Here is an 18,838-nt window from a genome sequence, read left to right as displayed (position 1 = left end):
CGCGCCGAGGGGCGCTCACTCACAACAACGACACGTCAGGGTCACGAAGGGAGGTTATCAGCATCCAGGCCCGCCATGAACGTGCGGGTGTGCGCGGCGGCCCGCCGGAGGTAGTCGGCGATCGCCCGCTGCTGCTCCTCGGAGTACTCGTCGGCGAGATCGTCGAGGGTGCGGAACAGCGGTGTGAGCCCTCCGATCACCTGGTCGACCGCCTGCGGCTGCACCGTCAGCTGAACCCGGCGGCGATCGCGCGGGCTGCGCTCCCGGGCGACGTGACCCGCCCGCTCGAGGCGGTCGACCAGCTCGGTCGCCGACCCCGGGCTGATGCGCAGGCGTGCGGCCAGCTCGAGGGTGCCGAGCGGCGAGCGCTCGGATTCCATGAGGTGTCCGATGGCGTCGTAGTCCATGGGGCGCAGGTGCATGTGCTCCGCGAGTGCCCGCTCCACATCCGCCGTCGCGCGATTGAGGTCGCGCAGCGCCCAGCTCACCTCGTGGGCGTCGGTGCGTCCGCGTTCCAGGTGCTCGATGTCGTCGTAGTCGTCGGGCTGGGCGTGGTCGTCGGAGGGGGCGGAGGCCATATCCCGAGTCTATTGACAACTCTGCGGAATCGGAAGAATATGGAAACCAAATCATTCCGAATCCGAAGGGAAAGTCATGTCCGCTCAGAGCGTCACCACGCCCCGCACCTCGTCCGAGGGGCGGCTGCGGGGCCTTCTCATCAGCCTGTGCGTCGCGCTCGCACTCGTCGTCGCGGGGAACTCCGCCCTCGCGATCGCTCTTCCGGACATCGCGACCGACCTCGAGGCCGATCAGTCGGAGTTGACCTGGATCATCGACGCCTACGCGCTCACCTTCGCCGCGTTCCTGCTGACGGCGGGGTTGTTGGCGGACAAGATCGGTCGGCGGACGGTCATCATCGTCGGCTTGGCCGTCTTCGGCGCGGCATCCGTCGCTTCGGCCTTCGCGCCCGATCCCGCCTGGTTCATCGCCCTCCGCGCGATCTCGGGGGCGGGCGCCGCGGCCATCTTCCCGGTGACCCTGTCGGCGCTCGTCGACGCCTATCCGCCCGAGCGGCGGACCTTCGCCATCGCCGTGTGGTCGGGGGTGAGTTCGGCCGGCGCTGTCGGCGGGACGATCGTCGCGGGGGTGCTCCTGGAGTGGTTCTGGTGGGGGAGTGTGCAGCTTCTCTTCGGCGGGGTGGCGCTGCTTCTCGTCATCCCGTCGGTGATCCTCGTGGCGCAGAACCGCAACCCGCGCCTGTCGGCCGACCCGCTCGCGGCGCTCTGGTCGGTTCTCGCGCTCACCGGCATCGTCTTCGCCGTCATCGAGGGGCCCAAGCGGGGGTGGGACGACCCGCTGGTGCTCGCGGCGCTCGTCGTCGGCATCCTCGGTGTCGGCGCGTTCATCGTGCATCAGCTGCGGGCGAAGCATCCGTCGCTCGACGTGCGACTGTTCCGCAGTCGCGGCCTGTCGGCCGGGTCTCTCATCGTCACCGCCCAGTTCTTCGCCTCGCTCGGTCTCTTCGTTCTGGCGCCGCAGTACCTCCAGCTCGTGCAGGAGTTCACTCCTCTCGGGGCGGCGCTGTCGCTGCTGGTCATTCCGGTGGGAGTGGGGGCGGGCATCGGCGGATCGGTGGCGTTGGCCAAGCGGTTCGGGCAGGGGACGCCGGGCGCGCTCGGCCTCGTGCTGATGGCGGCCGGCTTCGCCGGGGCCGCCGTGACGCTCGCCGAGGGAACGGACGCCTCGATCTGGGTGCTCGCCGTCGCGCTGGCCGTCTTCGGGGTCGGGTTCGGAATGGGCATCACCCCGGGCACCGAGCTGATCATCGAGGGCTTGCCCGCCGAGCGTCGGTCGATCGCGAGCGCGGTGAACGACATCACCCGCGAGGTCGGTGGGGTGCTCGGCATCGCGGTGCTCTCCAGCGTGCTGCTGTCGAGCTATCGCGACGAGATCGCCGGCGTGCTCGACGGGGTGCCCGAGCCGGCCCAGGAGGTGATCGAGTCGGGGGCCGGTGCGGCGATCGGGGCCTCCGAGGCCTTCGGCCCGGCAGGCGACGCCATCGCCGAGGCTGCGCGCGATGCCTTCGCGATCGGCCTCGGGTCGGCATCCTGGGTCGCCGCGGCGGTGCTGGCCGCGACTGCCGTCGTCTGCATCGCCCTCGTGCCGCCGCGGCGGCCGTCGACCACGACCGCCTGACCGGGAGCGCGCGGCGTCGATCCGCGAGAGACTGGAGGGTGATGAACACCATCCCGACTCGCGTGCGCGACGACTTCCCCTTCCTCGCCGCGCATCCCGGTCGCGCGTACCTCGACTCCGCGGCGACCTCGCAGCGCCCGCGGCAGGTGATCGACGCCGAGGCGACGTTCGTGGCCGCCGATTACGCCGCGGTCCATCGGGGCTCGAGCATGGCGACCGGGGCGGCGACCCAGGCGTTCGAAGACGCCCGCGCGCGGGTCGCCTCGTTCGTGGGGGCGGCGGCCGATGAGATCGTGTGGACCGAGAACGCCACCGACGCGATCAACATGGTGTCTCTGGGCATGTCGGATGCCGCGCTGGGCCTCGGCGGCGACGACGCCCGGGCCCGGTTCGGCCTCGGGCCCGGTGACGAGATCGTCGTTACCGAGGCCGAGCATCACGCCAACCTCATCCCCTGGCAGCGCCTCGCGGCACGAACCGGTGCGACCCTCCGGTGGGCGGCGACGGACGATGACGGTCTCTGGAACGTCGATGCGCTCGCGGCCGTGGTCACCCCGCGCACCCGGGTCATCGCCTTCGCCCACGTCTCCAATGTCACCGGCATGGTCGCTCCCGTCGCCGACGTCGTCGCCCTCGCCGAGCGCGTGGGTGCGCTGACGGTGCTCGATGCGTGTCAGTCGGTGCCGCATCATCCGGTGGACTTCTCCGCCCTCGGGGTCGACTTCGCGGCGTTCTCGGCCCACAAGATGCTGGGGCCCACCGGCATCGGCGCGCTGTGGGGCCGCAAGGACCTCCTCGACCTGCTGCCGCCCGCCCGCACCGGCGGGTCGACGATCACCACGGTGACGATGGAGTCTGCGCAGTTCCTCCCCGCCCCGTCCCGCTTCGAGGCGGGCACGCAGCCGGTGAGCCAGGCGGTCGGGTTCGCTGCGGCATCCGACTTCCTGCAGGCGATCGGGATGCCGGCTGTCGCCGCCCATGAGCACGAGATGACGGGCCTCCTGGTCGACGCGGTCGTCGGCACGCCGGGCGTGCGCCTGGTCGGCGCGCCCGCCGGGGCCGCGCGGGGGCCGCTGGTGAGCTTCGTCGTCGACGGCGTGCACGCGCATGACGTCGGGCAGTTCCTCGACGACCGGGGGATCACGGTGCGCACCGGGCATCACTGCGCCCAACCCCTGCACCGCCGTCTCGGGGTGGCGGCGACCACGCGCGCGAGCGCCTACGTCTATACCGACGCCGCCGAGGTCGCGCGCTTCGCCGCCGCGCTCGCCGAGGTGCGCCCCTTCTTCGGAGCCGACCGATGAGTGATCTCGAGAGCTTGTACCGCGAGGTGATCCTCGACCACTCGCGTCACCCCGAGGGCCGAGGCGATGTCGCGGGCTTCGCCGTGACCCATCACGAGCTGAACCCGTCGTGCGGCGACGAGATCACCCTCGGCCTCGCGGTCGAGGACGGAGTCGTGAGCGAGCTCGCCTGGGAGGGGCAGGGCTGCAGCATCTCCATGGCATCGGCGTCGGTGATGTCGGGCCTGCTGACGGGCGTTGACGTCGACACGGCGCGGGCGCTCATCGAGGACTTCCGCACCATGCTGCGCTCGCCGGGCGTCGAGCCGCCCGAGCGTCTCGAAGATGCCGCAGCCTTTCGGGGCGTCGCCCGCTACGTCATGCGCGTGAAGTGCGCGATGCTCGGCTGGGTCGCCGCCGAGGCGTGCCTGTTGCGGGCCACCGCGGACTGACCGGGCCCGCCCGCGCGAGTCTCCGTCAGCCCACGCTCTCCACCCGCGCGCCCGCGGCCGACTCCTCCGCGGCCAGCCGATCGGCGGGAGTGACCCCGAACACGCGGTGCACCGCGGCGTCGAAGACCCGGTCGGGCAGCAGCCAGCGGGCGAACACGATCGCCTTCGCGGCGAAGGGGACGGTGTACCGGATGCGCGGCTTCGCGGCATCCACGGCCCGCCCGATCGCCTCGGCGACGACCGCCGGCCCCGGCGCCCTCTCGGTGTCGGCCGCGCTCAGCGCCCGCACGAGCGCGTGCGCCTGCGGGCCGTACGCGGTCTCGCCCGAGACCTCGAGGGCGCTCCGCCGCGAGATCTCGTTCCACTCGGTGCGGATCGCCCCGGGACGGATCAGCACCACCCGCACCCCGTGCGGCTCGACCTCGACCCGCAGCGAGTTGCTGAGTCCCTCCACGGCGTACTTGGTCGCGTGATACCAGGCGCCGAGCGGCTCGTAGATGCGGCCCCCGATCGAGGAGATGTTGACGATCGTGCCCCGGCGCTGGCGCCGCATCGTCGGCAGCACGAGCTGGGTGAGCCGCGCGAGCCCGAAGATGTTGACCTCGAACTGGCGTCGCGCCTCGTCGATCGGCACGTCTTCGACGGCCCCGTACGAGCCGTAGCCGGCGTTGTTGACGAGCACGTCGATGCGCCCTCGATCATTCAGGATGCCGGTGACGGCAGCCGTCATCGATTCGTCGTCGGTGACATCCAGGTGGATGACGCGGGCGCCGTGATCGGCGAGGTGCGCCATGCGCTCGACACGCCTCGCTCCCGCGTAGACGACGAATCCGCGGCGGATCAGTTCGAGGACGGTGGCCTCTCCGATTCCCGAGGATGCTCCGGTGACCAAGGCGACGCGTGAATCCATAGGGAACACAAAACCAGGTACTCCTGCATGTCTCCTCCGCGGATCTGGTGCGTTTGCCTAGCCTGGCCGAGTGGGGGAGCGTGCACGACGTCGACGCCGCGCTCGCCTGCGTCGCGCGGGGACGGTGCTGGGCGGCATCCTGTTCATCGCAGCCCTCACGGTCGGGTGGCTCGCGCTCACGCTCGGGCCCCTCAACGGCGTCGCCCGGGCCGCGGCTCCCCTGACGCCCGCACCGGTCCCCGCCGAGGCCCCCTCCGCCCCGACACCCGCGGCGACGCCGCTCCTGCCCACCCCGGTGCTCGACGACGCGCCCGCGGACCCCGCCCCACCCGCACCCCCGCCCCCGCCCGCCGCCTGGGTCATCGGTGACTCGCAGGCCGCCGCGGAGGCGTCGTGGGTGGCGCGCGCCCCGGCCGACCTCGGCTACGACGTCACCCTCTCCGCGCGCGGCGGCATCGGTTTCGTCGCTGCACCGCCGGGCTCTGACGCCTCGGCGGGGCATCCGAGCATCCGCGATGCCCTCGCCGGCGGGCTGTGGCAACCGCCCGCCGATCCCGCGCTCATCGTCGTGCAGTCCGGCGGCAACGACCAGACCTTCCCGATCGAGCACGTGCGCGCCGCCGCAGAGGCCTCGCTCGACCAGCTGCGCGCCGCCTTCCCCGAGGCGACGATCGTCGTCGTCGGACCGCTCGTGCAGGTGGAGGCATGGGCGCCCCAGCGCCGTGCGGTGAGCGCGACGCTCGCCGAGGTCGCCGGGGCGCGCGGGATCGCGTTCGTCGACACGACCGGTTGGGTCGCGTCATCCGGTCTTTCGCCGTTCCTCGTCGACGACCGTCACTTCTCGCCGGCAGGGCACGACGCCCTCACGGGCATCTTCGTGCGCGCACTCGCCGGCGCAGGGGTGGGCGACCCCGCTGCGACGACGCCGTCAGCAGCCTCCTGAGACCGCGGCATCCGACTCGTCCGGCGTGCTCTCCGCGCCGGTCAGCTCCGCGACCAGCGCCTCGGCGGCCGGCCAGTACGGCGCGTAGTGGTCGGGCTGGGCGTTGATCTGCGTGCGATGGGCGACGAGTGTCGGCTCCATCGCCAGGCGCTCGGCCTCGGGCACCTCGTCGAGCATCGCCCGGTAGAACATCGTCGCGGCGGTGTACGGATCCATGCGTGCCTCGCGCGGGCCCCACTCGTCCTGCTGCTGGAAGAGTCCGACCGAGGTCGTGGGGCTGCCGTCGGGGTTTCGCACGCCGCTGGTCTCCCAGTCGCCGTAGTCGAGGTTCCGCAGTGACGACTCGCCCATGGCGGTCATCACGGCGATGGTCTGGTCGCGCTCTGAGAGCCCGAGATCCCGACCCGCCCGGATGACGGTCGCGGCGTTCTCGCGCTGCTCGGCGGTCCAGGTGCGGCATTCGGGTGCGCTCCCGCGGGGCGAGAACAGCACCACGACGGCGATCACCGCGACGACGGCGACGGTGACGAGCCCCGCGAGCACGGTCTGGATGCGGGATGCCGCGGAGGAGCGCACCCGCACATGGTGGCACCCGTTCCTGAGATCCACCCGCCGGGTATAGCCTGCCGCCGATGCGCCTTCGCCCGATCGATCTCGTGGACGTCTTCGTCTACCTCGTCGTGCTGGGCGTGTTCATTCAGCTCTTCCCCGAGGTCATCTCCGAGACCTTCCTCCTCGCCCTCCTCACCGCGATCCTGCTGAAGGTCGTGCTCGAGGTCGTGCTGTGGCTGAAGAAGCGCGTGGTCGCGCGCATCCGCGCCTCGAGCACCGCGCTCACACGCTCGGTCAACGTTGTCGCGCTCGTGCTGATCCTGCCGGGCAGCAAGTTCGCGGTGCTGCTGCTGGTCGACCTCGTCTTCGGCGACGAGGTGCGCCTCGGCGGGTTCTTCGCCGTCACGGCGCTCATCATCGTGCTGACGCTCGCGCGGGCGGGCGTCCGCCGGCTGCTCACTCCGACGCCGGGCGACCCGGAGAGCGATCAGAGCTCACGGAGGTAGCAGAGCATCCGATAGTCCTCGCCGGGCTCGATGTTCACGAAGCCGTGCCGCTCGTAGAACCGGCGGGTGTCGTGATCGATCTCGTCGACGTTGATGTGCATCTCGCCGGCCCCGCGGCGACGCACCTCGTCGATCGCGGCCATGAGGACGCGGGTGCCGATGCCCTCGTCGCGCAGGGGCGGGCGCACGTAGAGCTCTTCGAGCTGGGCGAGCGGACCCCGGTAGTACGGCGTCGGCCGCAGTGTGAGGAAGGCGAAGGCCACAGCCGCGCCGGTGTCATCCTCGGCGAGGACGACCAGCACGTCGTCCCGAGGAAGGAGTGCGTCGAAACGCTCGCCGAAGAACGCGGCACCGGGGGTGGCCGATTCGAACTCGGTGTTGAAGTCGTGAAGCAGCGCGCCGACCGTCGCGGCATCCTCTTCGGTGGCGAATCGCACTGTGACCGGCGTCGGCATGGGTTCATCATTGCCGACGGCGGCGCGCGGCGGTAGCGTGCGGCGCGTGAGTCATCCGATCATGTTCGATGAGGCGGATGCTGCGCTGCGGCGCATCCGCGAGATCGCCCTGGCGTTGCCGGGTGCGGCGGAGCGGGTCTCGCACGGCCGGCCGAACTTCTTCACCACGAAGACCTTCTGCTACTTCGGCGGGTCGGAACGCGGCGACCATGTGGGGGCGCGGCACGATCGCGCCATCCTCGTCCGGCCCGATCCGGTCGACGAGCCGGCCCTCCGGCAGGACCCCCGATTCTGGGAGCCCGCGTACCTCTGGCCGGCCGGGTGGCTCGGCGTCGACGTTCCGGCCGGCGACGCTCCCGATGCCGAGTGGGCCGAGGTCGCCGAACTCATCGACGCGTCGTACCGCGTCACGGCGCCGAAGAAGCTGGTGCGCGAGCTCGATCTGAGGGCGACCGGCACGGGCTGACCGCGGTCGCACTCGTCCGCAACCCCTCGCCCGGCCGGGCCCGCGCCCCTAGAGTGCCCCCATGGGAGAGGATGTCGCACCGCAGGAGTTCACCCGCGCCGACCGCACCCGCCACCGTGAGAAGGTGCGGCAGAACCTCGACGTCTTCGCGCAGATGCTGCGCGAATCGCGGTTCGACACCGACGATCCGCTGACGGGGCTGGAGGTCGAGTTCAACCTCATCGACGAAGTCGGCGATCCCGCCTTCCGCAACGCCGAGGCGCTCGCCGCGATCGCCGACCCGGCGTTCCAGACCGAGCTCGGTCAGTTCAACATCGAGATGAACGTCCCCCCGGCGCGACTGCGCGGGGGAGGGCTGACGACGTTCGAGGACGGTCTGCGCCGCAGCCTCAACCGAGCCGAGGAGCGCTCGGCGGGTGTCGGCGCACATCTCGTCATGATCGGCATCCTGCCGACCCTCGCCGAGGGGCATCTCACGCGCGAGACCCTGAGCGCCAACCCGCGCTACGCGCTCCTCAGCGAGCAGATCCTCGACGCGCGCGGGGAGGACATCGCGATCTCGATCACGGGTGCCGAGAAGCTCCGCACCACGGCCGATTCGATCATTCCCGAAGCGGCGTGCACGAGTACGCAGTTCCACGTGCAGACCTCGCCCGACGACTTCGCCGCGTACTGGAACGCCTCGCAGGTGATCGCGGGCGTGCAACTCGCCGTGTCGGCGAACTCGCCCTACCTTCTCGGCAAGGAGCTCTGGCGAGAGACGCGCATCCCGCTGTTCGAGCAGGCGACCGACACCCGCAGCGAGGAGCTGAAGGCCCAGGGCGTCCGGCCCCGGGTGTGGTTCGGCGAGCGGTGGATCACCTCGGTGTTCGACCTGTTCGAAGAGAACGTCCGGTACTTCCCGGCTCTTCTCCCCGTGGTCGACGACGAAGACCCGGCGGTCGCCCTCGACGAGGGCCGGGTGCCGTCGCTCGCCGAGCTCAAGCTCCACAACGGCACCGTCTACCGCTGGAACCGCCCGGTGTACGACATCGCCGACGGGATGCCGCACCTCCGCGTGGAGAACCGGCTGCTCGCCGCCGGTCCCACCGTCGCCGACATCATGGCGAACGCCGCGTTCTACTTCGGGCTCGTGCGCGCGCTCGCCGAGGATGAGCGGCCGCTGTGGTCGCAGATGTCCTTCAGCGCGGCCGAGGAGAACTTCCACGCCGGCGCGCGCGACGGCATCGATGCGCGCGTCTACTGGCCCGGCGTCGGCCAGGTGGCGGCGACCGAGCTCGTGCTCCGGCGCCTGCTCCCCCTCGCCCACCGCGGACTGGAGGCATGGGGTGTCGACACCGCCGAGCGCGAGCGCCTGCTGGGCATCATCGAGCAGCGGTGCCTCACGGGTGTCACCGGCGCGGAGTGGTTCATCGGGCGCATGCACCAGCGCCGCGGCATGGAGCGTTTCGACGCCCTGCGGGCCACCCTGCTGGACTACACCGCCGGCATGCACACCAACGAGCCGGTGCACACCTGGGAGCGCTGACCGCCCTCGCCCGTCAGCGCGGCTTCTTCTCCGAGGTCTCGCCGCGCTTCCAGTAGCCCTTGATGACGGTCTGGTCTGCCGGCACGCCCCAGCGCTCGAGCAGCAGCTCACGACCGGGCTTGACGATCGACTGCTCGGCCGCGATGAACCCCAGGATGCTGCCGGTCGGCCGCTCCTCGCCGCCGAGCGCGCTCAGCCGCGCAGCCAGCGCCGACCCGGGTGCCGTCGTGCCGCGGTGCACCTGTTCGACGACGACACCCGCGGGCGCGTCGATCGGCAGCTCGTGGGCGGCGTCGGCCACCTCGACGAAGATACGCCCGCGGGCCTGATCGTCCATGATCGCCGCGAAGCGGCGCATCGCGGGCACGGCGGTCTCGTCGCCCGCGAGCAGCCAGAAGTCGGGCCGGCCGTCGACGACTTTCGAGCCGCGCGGTCCGCGGATACCCGCGAGGGCCCCCGTCGGGGCGGTCGCCGCCCACGTCGACGCTGCTCCGGCTGTTTCCCCGACCGGATCGCCGTGCAGCACGAATTCCAGATCGAGCCAGTCGGTGCCCCACCGCGCCGGGGTGTATTCGCGGCTCGGCGCGGCGGCGAGTTCCTCGTCGGTGTGAGGGTCGCCGTCGGGGAAGAAGATGCGCACATGGTCGTCGGGTGCCGCCGAGACGAAGTCCGCCATGTCGTCCCCGATCAGCCGGACCCTCACATACCCGGGCGTGATCCACTCGCGTTCGGCCAGGCGAAGGCGGCGGAACCGCAGCTCATGACCCTGCGGGCGGAAGGAGAAGGATGACTCGGGCATGGCGCTCTTTCGTTCGGGTTCTCCTCCCACCCTGTCATGGAGTGGCTTCGCGGCCCGGGGCCCCGTCACTGAGTGGGCGTCCCGCCCCGTCGGCTTCGAATCTCAAGATGTCGCCGGGCTGGCAATTCAGCGCCTGGCAGAGCGCATCGAGGGTCGAGAAGCGCACCGCCTTGGCCCGGCCGTTCTTCAGGACGGCGAGGTTCGCGGGGGTGATGCCGATGAGGTCGGCAAGCGTGCCGACGGCCATCTTGCGCCGGGCGAGCATCACGTCGATGTCGACGATGATCGGCATCAGATCACCTCGTCGAGCTCGGCGCGGAGCCGCCCCGCCTCGACCTCGCGGGCGATGGCCTGCGTCAGCAGCATCCTCATCACCACCACCAGCAGGGCCATGCCGGCGAGCACGAGGGCGAAGCCCGAGATGAGGCCGATGATTCCGGGGGCTGCCTCGCCGAAACGGAGCACGACGGCGAAGGCGAAGGTGACGACGGATGCCGCGATCACCGCGCCGATGATCACGTCGACGTAGCGGAACGCGGCCGGGGTGAACACGGCGTCGCGGCGCACCATCGTCAGGAGGCGCCAGACGCAGACGGCGAAGACCTGGAGGGTCACGATCCCCAGGACCACGAAAGTCGATAGCCCGGGCAACTCCCAGGTGCCCTGGATACCCCCGGGGGTATCATCGGAGCATGCCCCAGAGTCCCGCCCCACACCGGATCGTCATCGTCGGAGGCGTCGCCGGCGGAATGAGCTGCGCCGCCCGCGCGCGACGGCTGGACGAGTCCGCCGAGATCATCGTGCTCGAGCGCGGCCCGCACGTCTCCTTCGCGAACTGCGGTCTGCCGTACTACGTCGGCGGAGAGATCGCCGATGCCGACAAGCTCCTCGTCCAGACTCCGGCCTCGCTTCGCGCCGCGCTGAACCTCGACGTGCGCACCGACCACGACGTCACGGCGGTCGACACCGTGGCGCAGACGGTCACCGTCATGACCGCCGACGGGGTCGAAGAGATCCACTACGACGCCCTCGTGCTCTCCCCGGGCGGGCAGGCGGTGCGTCCGCCGCTGCCGGGCCTCGACTCCCCGCGGGTGCGGACCCTCCGCACCGTCGACGACGCCCTGGCCCTCCGAGACCGCGTCGACGCCGGCGCACGCCGGGCGGTGGTGCTCGGCGCCGGGTTCATCGGGCTCGAAGCCGCCGAGGCGCTCGCCGCTCGGGGGCTCGCCGTCTCGCTCGTCGAACTCGCCGACCATGTGCTGCCGCCGCTCGAGCGGGAGCTTGCGACCCTCGTCGCCGACGAGCTCGTCGACCTCGGCGTCGATCTGCACATCGGGGTCGGCGCGAACGCGGTCGAGCACGGCACCGAGCACGACGTCGTCGTGCTGACCGACGGCACCCGCATCGACGCCGACCTCATCGTCCTGTCGGTGGGCGTTCGCCCCGACACCGCCCCCTTCGAGGCGGCCGGCATCGTGTGCGACCGGGGCGCCATCGTCGTCGACGAACACGGACGCACCTCTGCTCCGCGAGTCTGGGCGGTCGGTGACGCCACCGCCGCGGTCGATGCGGTCACCGGCGGCCGGCGTCCGATCGCCCTGGCGGGCCCGGCCAACCGCGCCGGTCGGCTCATCGCCGACGATATCCTCCGCCCCGATTCCGCGCGGGCGGTGCCCTCGTCGGTGGGCACGGCGATCGTGCGGGTCGGCTCTCTCGCCGCAGCCCTCACCGGCGCGAACCGCGCGTCGCTCGACGCCGCGGGCACGCGCTACCGCACCCTGCACCTGCACCCCACTCAGCACGCCGGCTACTTCCCGGGCGCCGCGCAGCTGCACCTCATCGTGCACTTCCGCGAGGACGACGGCCTGCTTCTGGGAGCGCAGGCGGTGGGGGAGGACGGCGTCGACAAGCGCATCGACGTCCTGGCCACCGCCATCCGCTCCTCTCTCACCGTCGATGACCTCATCGATCTCGACCTCGCCTACTCGCCGCCCTACGGTGCTGCGAAAGACCCGGTGAACCTCGTCGGCATGCTGGGTGAGAACGTCCGCACCGGTCAACTGCGCCTCTGGTACGCCGACGACCTCGACGAGGTGCTCGCCTCGGCGCTCGTGCTCGATGTGCGCACGGCTGACGAGGTCGCCACCGGTCATCTGCCCGGCGCGCTGCACATTCCGCACACGGAGCTGCGTGCTCGGCTGGCCGAGGTGGCGGATGCCGCCGACGGCCGTCCGGTCCGCGTGATGTGCGCGTCGGGGGTGCGGTCGGCGATCGCCTACCGTGTGCTCGTGCAGGCGGGCTTCGATGCCGCGTCGCTCTCGGGCGGCATCCTCACCCTGCGTGCGGCGCTCGGATCGCGCGCCGCCGATCTGCTGTGGGTCCGGTCCGAACCCGCCGCCCGTGAGGAAGGAGTCCGCTGATGCGCACCGCCGACCCCGAGGTCCAGCGCCGAATCGTCAACCGCCTGCGCCGCGCCCGCGGCCAGCTCGATGCGGTCATCGCCGCCGTCGAGCAGGACAAGCCCTGTCGTGACGTGATCACCCAGCTCGCGGCCGTCGGCAGCGCGATCGACCGTGCCGGATTCGCCATCGTCTCCACCGCGATGAAGGAATGCCTGGCCGACCCCGATGCCGCGTTCGAAGACGACGGCACCACGCCCGAAGAGCTGGAGAAGCTCTTCATGATGCTCGCCTGACCCGAGAAGGAGACTTCCCATGTGCTACCCCGTCCCCTGCGCCACCTGCGGCAAGACCACCTGGGATGGATGCGGCCAGCACGCCGACCAGGTTATGACCGCCGTTCCCGCCGGTCAGCGCTGCCCCGGTCACGAGTCGGCGCCCCGCGCCGGCATGCTCGCGCGCCTCTTCGGCGGCGCCGCCTGACTCGGAGAGGCCTTTCCCGCGCTCCGCAGCTCAGGTAGCGTGGCGGCGATGCCCACGTTCTCGCCTCCCCAGCCCGACGCCGCCGCGCCGCGCGCCCCGGCTCCGGGGCTTGCCGGCCGCGAGCTCGTGGTCCAGATCCGGCGTCTGCTCGTCGTCACGCTCGTGGCGTGCGTGATTTACCCGGGCTTCACGCGGGCGTCGAGCGCCTCCTGCCTCGGCGGATTCGGCGCAGAGGGGGGCTTCATCGACGGCAACGGACAGCCGACCGACATCGTGCCGCAGTGCTTGTCGCTGCAGATGGGGCCCGGCCCCTTCGTCTTCGCTGCCATCGCGGCGATCGTCCTGGTGACGCTCGGTCGCGTCATCCGGGTGGCGGACGATCTCGAGTCGGCGACACGGATGCTCCGCCGCGCGGCCCTCGCGATCATGATCGTCGCGGGGCTGTCGGTCGTCATCGCGCAGGTCTGGTTCGCGCTGCTGCCGGTCAGGGACTGGGATCCGGCGAGCGGGTACTTCTTCCTGTTCCCCTTCCCGTTCGCGAGCGTCGACCTCACGATCACGCCCCTCACGCCCTGACCGCGGCTCAGACGGCGGGCTGCTGCTGGGTGATGCAGTGGATGCCGCCCCCGCGGTCGAACAGCGGGCGCGCGTCGACGGTCACCACGCGACGACCGGGGTAGGCGTCAGCCAGGATCTCACGCGCGCGGGTGTCGGCGAGCTCCTCCCCGAAGCCGCAGGCGATCACCCCGCCGTTGACGACGAGGTGGTTGACGTAGCTCCAGTCGACGACGCCGGTGTCGTCGCGGAGTGTCGCCGGTGCCGGCAGCCCCGTGATCGTGACGTCCCGACCGCGGGCGGCGAACGCCTCCTCGAGCTCGGTGCGGATCTGGCGTGACACCTCGTAGTCGGGGTGGTCGGGGTTATGCTGCTCGTGGAGCAGCACGTGGCCCTCCGCGGCGAAGGTCGCGACGATGTCGACGTGACCGTTGGTGCCCAGGTCGTCGTAGTCGCGGGTGAGTCCGCGCGAGAGCCAGATCGCGTCGGTCGCGCCGATCGTGCGGGCCACCTCGGCCTCCACGCGGGCTTTGTCGGCGAAGGGGTTGCGACGCGGGTCGAGCTGCACCGTCTCGGTCAGCAGGACGGTGCCCGTCCCGTCGACATGCAGGCCGCCGCCCTCGTTGACCAGCAGTGAGCTGATCACCTCGACGCCGAGGAGGTCGCCGATGAATCGGCCGATGAGGGCGGACTTCTGCCACTCCGCCCAGTCGGGTGCGCCCCAACCGTTGAACCCCCAGTCCACCGCGGCGAGCGTGCCGGGTCGCGCATCGTCGACGACGAAGGTGGGGCCGACATCGCGCATCCAGAACTCGTCGATGGGGGCTTCGACGATCTCGATCTCCGCGCTGAGCATCCGCCGCGCGCGGGTGATCTCGGTGGGGTCGACCACCATCGTGACCGGTTCGAAGTCGGTGATGGCGTGGGCGACCGCTGCCCACGCGGCGTAGCCCTCCTCGCGCTCGGCGTCGCTGTCGCCGAGGGTGAAGCCCTCGCGGGGGAACGCCATCCACGTCCGCTCGTGCCGCGCGGTCTCGGCGGGCATGCGCCACCCGAGGGGCGGCGTGGAGCTGTCGGTCATAGCGGAGATCCTTCCGTGGTTGCCACGGCCCCCGCCGCAGCGCCGGTGAAGCCGCGTGCGACGACGACGACGAGCGGTCCGAACGGCGGCAGCCACTCACTGAACGGCGTCGTGTGCGCGTGGGCGGCGAGGTGATGGCGGCCGTCGACGCGCGAACCGCTCACGGTGAGAGTCGCGCGGACACCGTCGACGAAGGCGACGACCTCGTCGATCGGTCCGCCCTCGACGGTCGCGGTGAAGGTGACGGTGGTGTGGTCGTGATCCGGGTCGATCCGCACCTCGTCGATCCGCACCTCGAGGGGTCCGGCCGCGGCGGGGCGCGGGGCGTCGAACAGTGCCTCGTCGGGCAACGCCGGAGTGCGCGGGGGCAGGGTGCGCCGACGCCCGAGGGCCTCGATCGCGGCGCCGAGCTGCACGAGGCGCTCATCGGCGTAGGCGGCGCCGGCGATCGTCACGCCGACGGGCATGCCCGTGTCATCCATCGTTCCCATCGGCACGGTCACGGTCGGGATGCCGAGGTGCCGGGGAACGAGGTTGCCGTGGGAGACCCACACCCCGTTTCGCCATGCGATGTCGGCCGAGGCCTCGTTCACGTCGGCGTCAGCCGGCCCGACATCGGAGTGCGTGGGGAAGATGACGGCGTCGAACCCCTCGGCGACGAGCCAGTCGTCGACGTCGACTCTGCGGGTGTGCTCGAGTCCTCGCATCCCCTGCTCCACACTCGGGATGTCGGTGGGCGCGCGCACTCCGGCACGCGCGGCGCCGACGTACTCGGCGATGTCGTACGCGATGTCGAACGGGTAGATGCCGTAGCGGTCGGGGAGGGCGCCGGTGGGAAGGGGGAAGATGCGGTCGCCGTCGACATCGGCGAGTCGGTTCAGTGTCGGGTCGCCGTTCAGGCGCAGGAAGGTGTCGAAGCCCCAGACGGCCAGGTCGCCGACCTCATCGGTGAGGAACTCGCGGGGAACGAACCCGCGGTCGACGAAGTCCTCATCGCCGGCGTGGAGTTTTTCGTAGTTGTTGACCGCGGGGAAGTCGACCTCGACCACCTCCGCCCCGGCGGCTTCGAGGTCGGCGCGCAGCGCGCGCCACAGCTCCATCACCGACGGGCGCAGGTCGATCGGGTAGGCGCTGTCGTCGTCGGCGCCGACGTAGATGCGCGGGACGGCGAACCGCAGCCCCGCGAGGTCGGCCGGTGCGAGGGCGGCGAACGAGTCCGGGCGCACCTCCGACGGCGCGGGGAGGGCGATCCACGGCTGGCTCCGCCAGAGGTCGCCGTCGGTCTCGGGGTCGTCGACGACGACGGCGTCGAGCACGTGGGCGAGGTCGCCCATGCTGCGGGTGTGGGGGACGACGACGTCCATCGTGGGGACGAGGGGCCAGTTGCCGCGCACGGAGATCATTCCGCGCGACGGGGTGTAGGCGCACAGGGCGTTGTGGGATGCCGGGGCGCGCCCCGACGACCAGGTCTCCTCGCCCAGACCGAAGGCGGCGAAGCTCGCAGCGGTCGCCGTGCCCGACCCGTTCGACGACCCTGAACCGAACGCCGAGGTGAGGTACGCGGCGTTGTAGGGCGACTCCGCCCGACCGTAGAGCCCTCGCTGCATGCCGCCGGCCGCCATCGGCGGCATGTTGGTCAGGCCGAGGAACACCGCGCCGGCCTCACGCAACCGGGCGACGGCGAACGCGTCGCGCTGGGCGATGAGGTTCTCGAAGGCGGGGGATCCGGATGCCACGGGAAGGCCCGTGACGCAGTAGCTGTCCTTCGCCGTGAACGGGATGCCGTCGAGCACCCCGCGCGTCTCACCGCGGGCGCGGCGTTCATCGGCAGCGCGCGCTTCGGCGAAGGCGGACGGATTCAGCACGATCACCGAGTTCAGGGCGATGCCCGCGCGGTCGTAGAACGCGATGCGGTTGAGATAGCGGGCGACGAGCTCGACACTCGTGACCCGGCCCTCGCCGAGTGCGGCTGCGAGCTCGGCGATGTCGGCTTCGACCACGGTGGCCAGAGGGGTGGACGGAGGGGCGACCATGGGCGTAAACATACACCGTATGTTTTTCTTTGCGCCACCACTTCTTCCGACACCTGCCGCGTAGGCTCGGCACCGACCTCGAGGAGTCCGTCATCGCCCGACCGCCCCGCCCCCTGCTGAGCCGTGAACTCATCGCGAAGACGGCGCTCGCCCTCGTGGATCGGCACGGGGCCGAGGGGGCGAGCATCCGCCGGGTGGCGACGAAGCTCGCGGTGAACCCCACCTCTCTTTACAACCACGTGCCGAACCTCGCGGCGATGATCGAGGATGTGCGGTCCCTGGTGTCGGCCCGGATCGACTCGTCGCCGCTGCGCACCCTGGAGTGGGAGGACGGGTTGCGCGAGTGGGCGCGCTCCTACCGGCGGGCGTTCGCAGATCACCCGCGCGCGGTGCCGCTGCTGATGACCCATCCGGCATCCGCACCGGTGCTGCTGGCCGGGTACGAGGATTTCGCGGTGGCGGCGCGTGGGGTGGGATGGCCCGATCGCGACATCCTGCCCCTCCTCACCGCGTTCGAGTCGTTCATCCTCGGCAGCGTGCTCGACATGTCGGGCCCGACGGTCGTCTTCGATCCGCGGGGCCAGGAGGAGCAGTTCCCCACCTTCGCGGCAGCCTTCGCGACCCTGCGTGACGAGGACCCAGATGATCCGATCGCCACGCGAGCCTTCGAGATGGGCCTGACGATGCTCATCGCCTCGGCCCGCCCTTCCCCAGGAGGGTGACGTACCCTCACCTCATGACCCCGACGGCCGCCGCAGAGATCACCCTCTCGCATCGCTTCGCCGATGAGCTGCCCGAGCTCGCTGTCGACTGGCAGGCGGTCGAGCCGCCGGCGCCGCGGCTGCTCGTCTTGGGCGACGCGCTCGCCGCCGACCTCGGGCTCGACCCCGCGCACCTCCGCACGTCGGAGGGCGTCAACTTCCTCACCGGCACCGCCGTGCCGGGCGGCGCCCGACCCGTCGCGCAGGCCTACGCCGGACACCAGTTCGGGGCGTTCAACCCCCGGCTCGGTGACGGCCGGGCCCTGCTGCTCGGCGAAGTCGAGGGGCCAGACGGCGCACTCCGCGACATCCATCTCAAGGGCTCGGGTCCGACGCCCTTCTCACGCGGAGGCGACGGCCTCGCCGCGGTCGGTCCGATGCTCCGCGAGTACATCATCAGCGAGGCGATGCACGCGCTCGGCATCCCCACGACGCGCGCGCTCGCCGTCGTCGCGACCGGTCGCACGGTGCGGCGCGAGAGCGATCTGCCGGGCGCGGTGCTGGCCCGGGTCGCGTCGAGCCACCTGCGGGTCGGCACATTCGTGCTCGCGCGGGCGATGGGCGACGTGCCGCTCCTCGAGCGCCTCGTCGACCACGCGATCGCGCGCCACTATCCCCACGCCGAGGGCGCCGAGAACCGGGCCCTCGCGCTTCTCGACGCGGTCATCGACGCACAGGCCCGTCTCATCGCTCAGTGGATGCTCGTCGGATTCGTCCACGGCGTCATGAACACCGACAACATGACCGTCTCGGGCGAGACCATCGATTACGGCCCCTGCGCCTTTCTCGACACCTTCGACGTCGGCGCCGTCTTCAGCTCCATCGATCAGCAGGGCCGCTATGCGTATGGCGCGCAGCCCGCGATCGGCGAGTGGAACCTCGCGCGCTTCGCCGAGGCCCTCCTGCCGCTGCTGGCGGCGGACACGGATGCTGCCGTCGCGACCGCCCAGCAGTCGCTCGCCGCCTACCGCGAGACCTACAACGCCGCCTGGGCCGGGGGGATGCACGCCAAGCTCGGCGGCACGCCCGACGATGAGCAGACGGCCGCGCTGGTGAACGACATGTTCGACATGCTGGCGATGGCGCGGGTCGACTACACCTCGTTCTTCCGCCGTCTCGCGTCGGCGGCGCGGGGGGATCGTGAGCCCGCGCGCGCCCTCTTCGCCGATCCGGCGCCCTTCGACCTGTGGGTCGGGCGCTGGCTGGCTCTCGCACCCGACCCCGACCTGATGGACCGGGTCAATCCGCTCTACATCCCACGGAATCACCTGGTGGAGGAGGCGCTCGCCGCCGCATCCGGTGACGGTGACCTGGCCCCCCTGAACGAGCTGGTCGGCGTCATCCGCGATCCCTTCGCCGCCCGTCCCGGGCTCACCCGGTACGAGCACCCGGCGCCCGAGGCCTTCGGCCCCTATGTCACCTTCTGCGGCACGTGA

21 protein-coding genes and 1 pseudogene are annotated in these 18,838 nt (G+C 71.3%); 13 read left to right on the top strand and 9 right to left on the bottom strand.

Features of this window, described 5'->3' with window-relative positions:
- Window positions 1-41: 41 nt before the first annotated feature.
- On the bottom strand, window positions 42-578 hold the full coding sequence (locus tag DT073_RS00735) for a MarR family winged helix-turn-helix transcriptional regulator (RefSeq protein WP_124291665.1): 537 nt from the start codon (window positions 576-578) through the stop codon (window positions 42-44).
- Window positions 579-654: 76 nt separating this feature from the next.
- Here DT073_RS00735 and DT073_RS00730 point away from each other — a divergent pair, with 76 nt between their 5' ends.
- The 3 genes from DT073_RS00730 to sufU are packed head-to-tail and all read left to right on the top strand — an operon-like array spanning window position 655 to window position 3,931.
- Window positions 655-2,196 carry an MFS transporter gene (locus DT073_RS00730; RefSeq protein WP_124291664.1) on the top strand — a complete coding sequence of 514 codons (1,542 nt, stop codon included), beginning with the start codon at window positions 655-657 and terminating at the stop codon, window positions 2,194-2,196.
- A 41-nt stretch (window positions 2,197-2,237) separates the two neighbouring features.
- Complete coding sequence (locus DT073_RS00725; protein ID WP_124291663.1) at window positions 2,238-3,500, top strand: aminotransferase class V-fold PLP-dependent enzyme; 1,263 nt, start codon at window positions 2,238-2,240, stop codon at window positions 3,498-3,500.
- A complete protein-coding gene (sufU, locus tag DT073_RS00720; protein WP_124291662.1) occupies window positions 3,497-3,931 on the top strand; it encodes a Fe-S cluster assembly sulfur transfer protein SufU in 435 nt (144 codons plus the stop codon). Before DT073_RS00725 ends, sufU begins: the two co-directional genes overlap by 4 nt.
- 25 nt (window positions 3,932-3,956) lie before the next feature.
- Here sufU and DT073_RS00715 read toward each other — a convergent pair whose 3' ends face one another.
- Window positions 3,957-4,841, bottom strand: coding sequence for an oxidoreductase (locus DT073_RS00715; protein ID WP_124291661.1), 885 nt, complete (start codon window positions 4,839-4,841; stop codon window positions 3,957-3,959).
- A gap of 70 nt (window positions 4,842-4,911) precedes the next feature.
- On the opposite strand from DT073_RS00715, the gene DT073_RS00710 reads away from it, so the two are divergent.
- Window positions 4,912-5,784 carry an SGNH/GDSL hydrolase family protein gene (locus tag DT073_RS00710; protein WP_124291660.1) on the top strand — a complete coding sequence of 291 codons (873 nt, stop codon included), beginning with the start codon at window positions 4,912-4,914 and terminating at the stop codon, window positions 5,782-5,784.
- Here DT073_RS00710 and DT073_RS00705 read toward each other — a convergent pair.
- Window positions 5,770-6,393, bottom strand: coding sequence for a peptidase M23 (locus DT073_RS00705; RefSeq protein WP_205782970.1), 624 nt, complete (start codon window positions 6,391-6,393; stop codon window positions 5,770-5,772). The two genes, DT073_RS00710 and DT073_RS00705, sit on opposite strands and share 15 nt — an antisense overlap.
- Before the next feature lie 23 nt (window positions 6,394-6,416).
- On the opposite strand from DT073_RS00705, the gene DT073_RS00700 reads away from it, so the two are divergent.
- Window positions 6,417-6,842 (top strand): hypothetical protein, encoded by a 426-nt coding sequence (locus DT073_RS00700; RefSeq protein WP_124291659.1) that lies wholly within the window; start codon window positions 6,417-6,419, stop codon window positions 6,840-6,842.
- On the opposite strand, the gene DT073_RS00695 is transcribed toward DT073_RS00700, so the two are convergent.
- The gene (locus DT073_RS00695) at window positions 6,824-7,297 is read right to left on the bottom strand and encodes a GNAT family N-acetyltransferase (RefSeq protein ID WP_124291658.1); all 474 of its coding nucleotides are present in this window, start codon (window positions 7,295-7,297) and stop codon (window positions 6,824-6,826) included. The genes DT073_RS00700 and DT073_RS00695 overlap by 19 nt on opposite strands.
- Before the next feature lie 46 nt (window positions 7,298-7,343).
- Here DT073_RS00695 and DT073_RS00690 point away from each other — a divergent pair, with 46 nt between their 5' ends.
- Both DT073_RS00690 and DT073_RS00685 read left to right on the top strand, forming a co-directional pair.
- The gene (locus DT073_RS00690; RefSeq protein ID WP_124291657.1) at window positions 7,344-7,763 is read left to right on the top strand and encodes an MmcQ/YjbR family DNA-binding protein; all 420 of its coding nucleotides are present in this window, start codon (window positions 7,344-7,346) and stop codon (window positions 7,761-7,763) included.
- Window positions 7,764-7,824: 61 nt separating this feature from the next.
- Complete coding sequence (locus tag DT073_RS00685; protein ID WP_124291656.1) at window positions 7,825-9,291, top strand: glutamate-cysteine ligase family protein; 1,467 nt, start codon at window positions 7,825-7,827, stop codon at window positions 9,289-9,291.
- A gap of 13 nt (window positions 9,292-9,304) precedes the next feature.
- On the opposite strand, the gene DT073_RS00680 is transcribed toward DT073_RS00685, so the two are convergent.
- Genes DT073_RS00680 through DT073_RS00670 form a run of 3 tightly spaced genes read right to left on the bottom strand, consistent with a single transcriptional unit; the run spans window position 9,305 to window position 10,720 of the window.
- Window positions 9,305-10,090 carry a siderophore-interacting protein gene (locus DT073_RS00680; protein ID WP_124291655.1) on the bottom strand — a complete coding sequence of 262 codons (786 nt, stop codon included), beginning with the start codon at window positions 10,088-10,090 and terminating at the stop codon, window positions 9,305-9,307.
- Window positions 10,091-10,124: 34 nt separating this feature from the next.
- Window positions 10,125-10,382 carry a helix-turn-helix domain-containing protein gene (locus DT073_RS00675; protein ID WP_124291654.1) on the bottom strand — a complete coding sequence of 86 codons (258 nt, stop codon included), beginning with the start codon at window positions 10,380-10,382 and terminating at the stop codon, window positions 10,125-10,127.
- Window positions 10,382-10,720: a DUF2975 domain-containing protein gene (locus DT073_RS00670; protein WP_353681943.1), complete on the bottom strand. Its 339-nt coding sequence runs from the start codon at window positions 10,718-10,720 to the stop codon at window positions 10,382-10,384. Before DT073_RS00670 ends, DT073_RS00675 begins: the two co-directional genes overlap by 1 nt.
- 62 nt (window positions 10,721-10,782) lie before the next feature.
- Between DT073_RS00670 and DT073_RS00665 the strand changes: the two genes are divergently transcribed.
- The 4 genes from DT073_RS00665 to DT073_RS00655 are packed head-to-tail and all read left to right on the top strand — an operon-like array spanning window position 10,783 to window position 13,548.
- A complete protein-coding gene (locus DT073_RS00665; RefSeq protein WP_124291652.1) occupies window positions 10,783-12,510 on the top strand; it encodes an FAD-dependent oxidoreductase in 1,728 nt (575 codons plus the stop codon).
- Window positions 12,510-12,785, top strand: coding sequence for a metal-sensitive transcriptional regulator (locus DT073_RS00660; RefSeq protein WP_124291651.1), 276 nt, complete (start codon window positions 12,510-12,512; stop codon window positions 12,783-12,785). The genes DT073_RS00665 and DT073_RS00660 overlap by 1 nt, the downstream gene beginning before the upstream one ends.
- 19 nt (window positions 12,786-12,804) lie before the next feature.
- A complete protein-coding gene (locus tag DT073_RS15745) occupies window positions 12,805-12,972 on the top strand; it encodes a DUF8730 family Cys-rich protein (protein WP_164478111.1) in 168 nt (55 codons plus the stop codon).
- A 48-nt stretch (window positions 12,973-13,020) separates the two neighbouring features.
- Window positions 13,021-13,548, top strand: coding sequence for a hypothetical protein (locus tag DT073_RS00655; RefSeq protein WP_124291650.1), 528 nt, complete (start codon window positions 13,021-13,023; stop codon window positions 13,546-13,548).
- 7 nt (window positions 13,549-13,555) lie between these two features.
- Here DT073_RS00655 and DT073_RS00650 read toward each other — a convergent pair whose 3' ends face one another.
- A complete protein-coding gene (locus DT073_RS00650) occupies window positions 13,556-14,608 on the bottom strand; it encodes an agmatine deiminase family protein (RefSeq protein WP_240638661.1) in 1,053 nt (350 codons plus the stop codon).
- 347 nt (window positions 14,609-14,955) lie between these two features.
- A pseudogene (locus DT073_RS00645) lies at window positions 14,956-16,641 on the bottom strand (amidase); the annotation flags it as partial.
- A 29-nt stretch (window positions 16,642-16,670) separates the two neighbouring features.
- Between DT073_RS00645 and DT073_RS00640 the strand changes: the two are divergent.
- Together DT073_RS00640 and DT073_RS00635 are read left to right on the top strand one after the other, a co-directional pair.
- Window positions 16,671-17,363 carry a TetR/AcrR family transcriptional regulator gene (locus tag DT073_RS00640; RefSeq protein ID WP_124291648.1) on the top strand — a complete coding sequence of 231 codons (693 nt, stop codon included), beginning with the start codon at window positions 16,671-16,673 and terminating at the stop codon, window positions 17,361-17,363.
- A gap of 14 nt (window positions 17,364-17,377) precedes the next feature.
- On the top strand, window positions 17,378-18,838 hold the full coding sequence (locus tag DT073_RS00635) for a protein adenylyltransferase SelO (RefSeq protein ID WP_124291647.1): 1,461 nt from the start codon (window positions 17,378-17,380) through the stop codon (window positions 18,836-18,838).

The sequence above is a fragment of the Microbacterium sp. ABRD28 genome, from assembly GCF_003850245.1.
In the GTDB taxonomy this organism is placed as follows: domain Bacteria; phylum Actinomycetota; class Actinomycetes; order Actinomycetales; family Microbacteriaceae; genus Microbacterium.
Note: the sequence above shows the minus strand (reverse complement) of the source record. Positions and strands in the feature narration are given on the sequence as shown.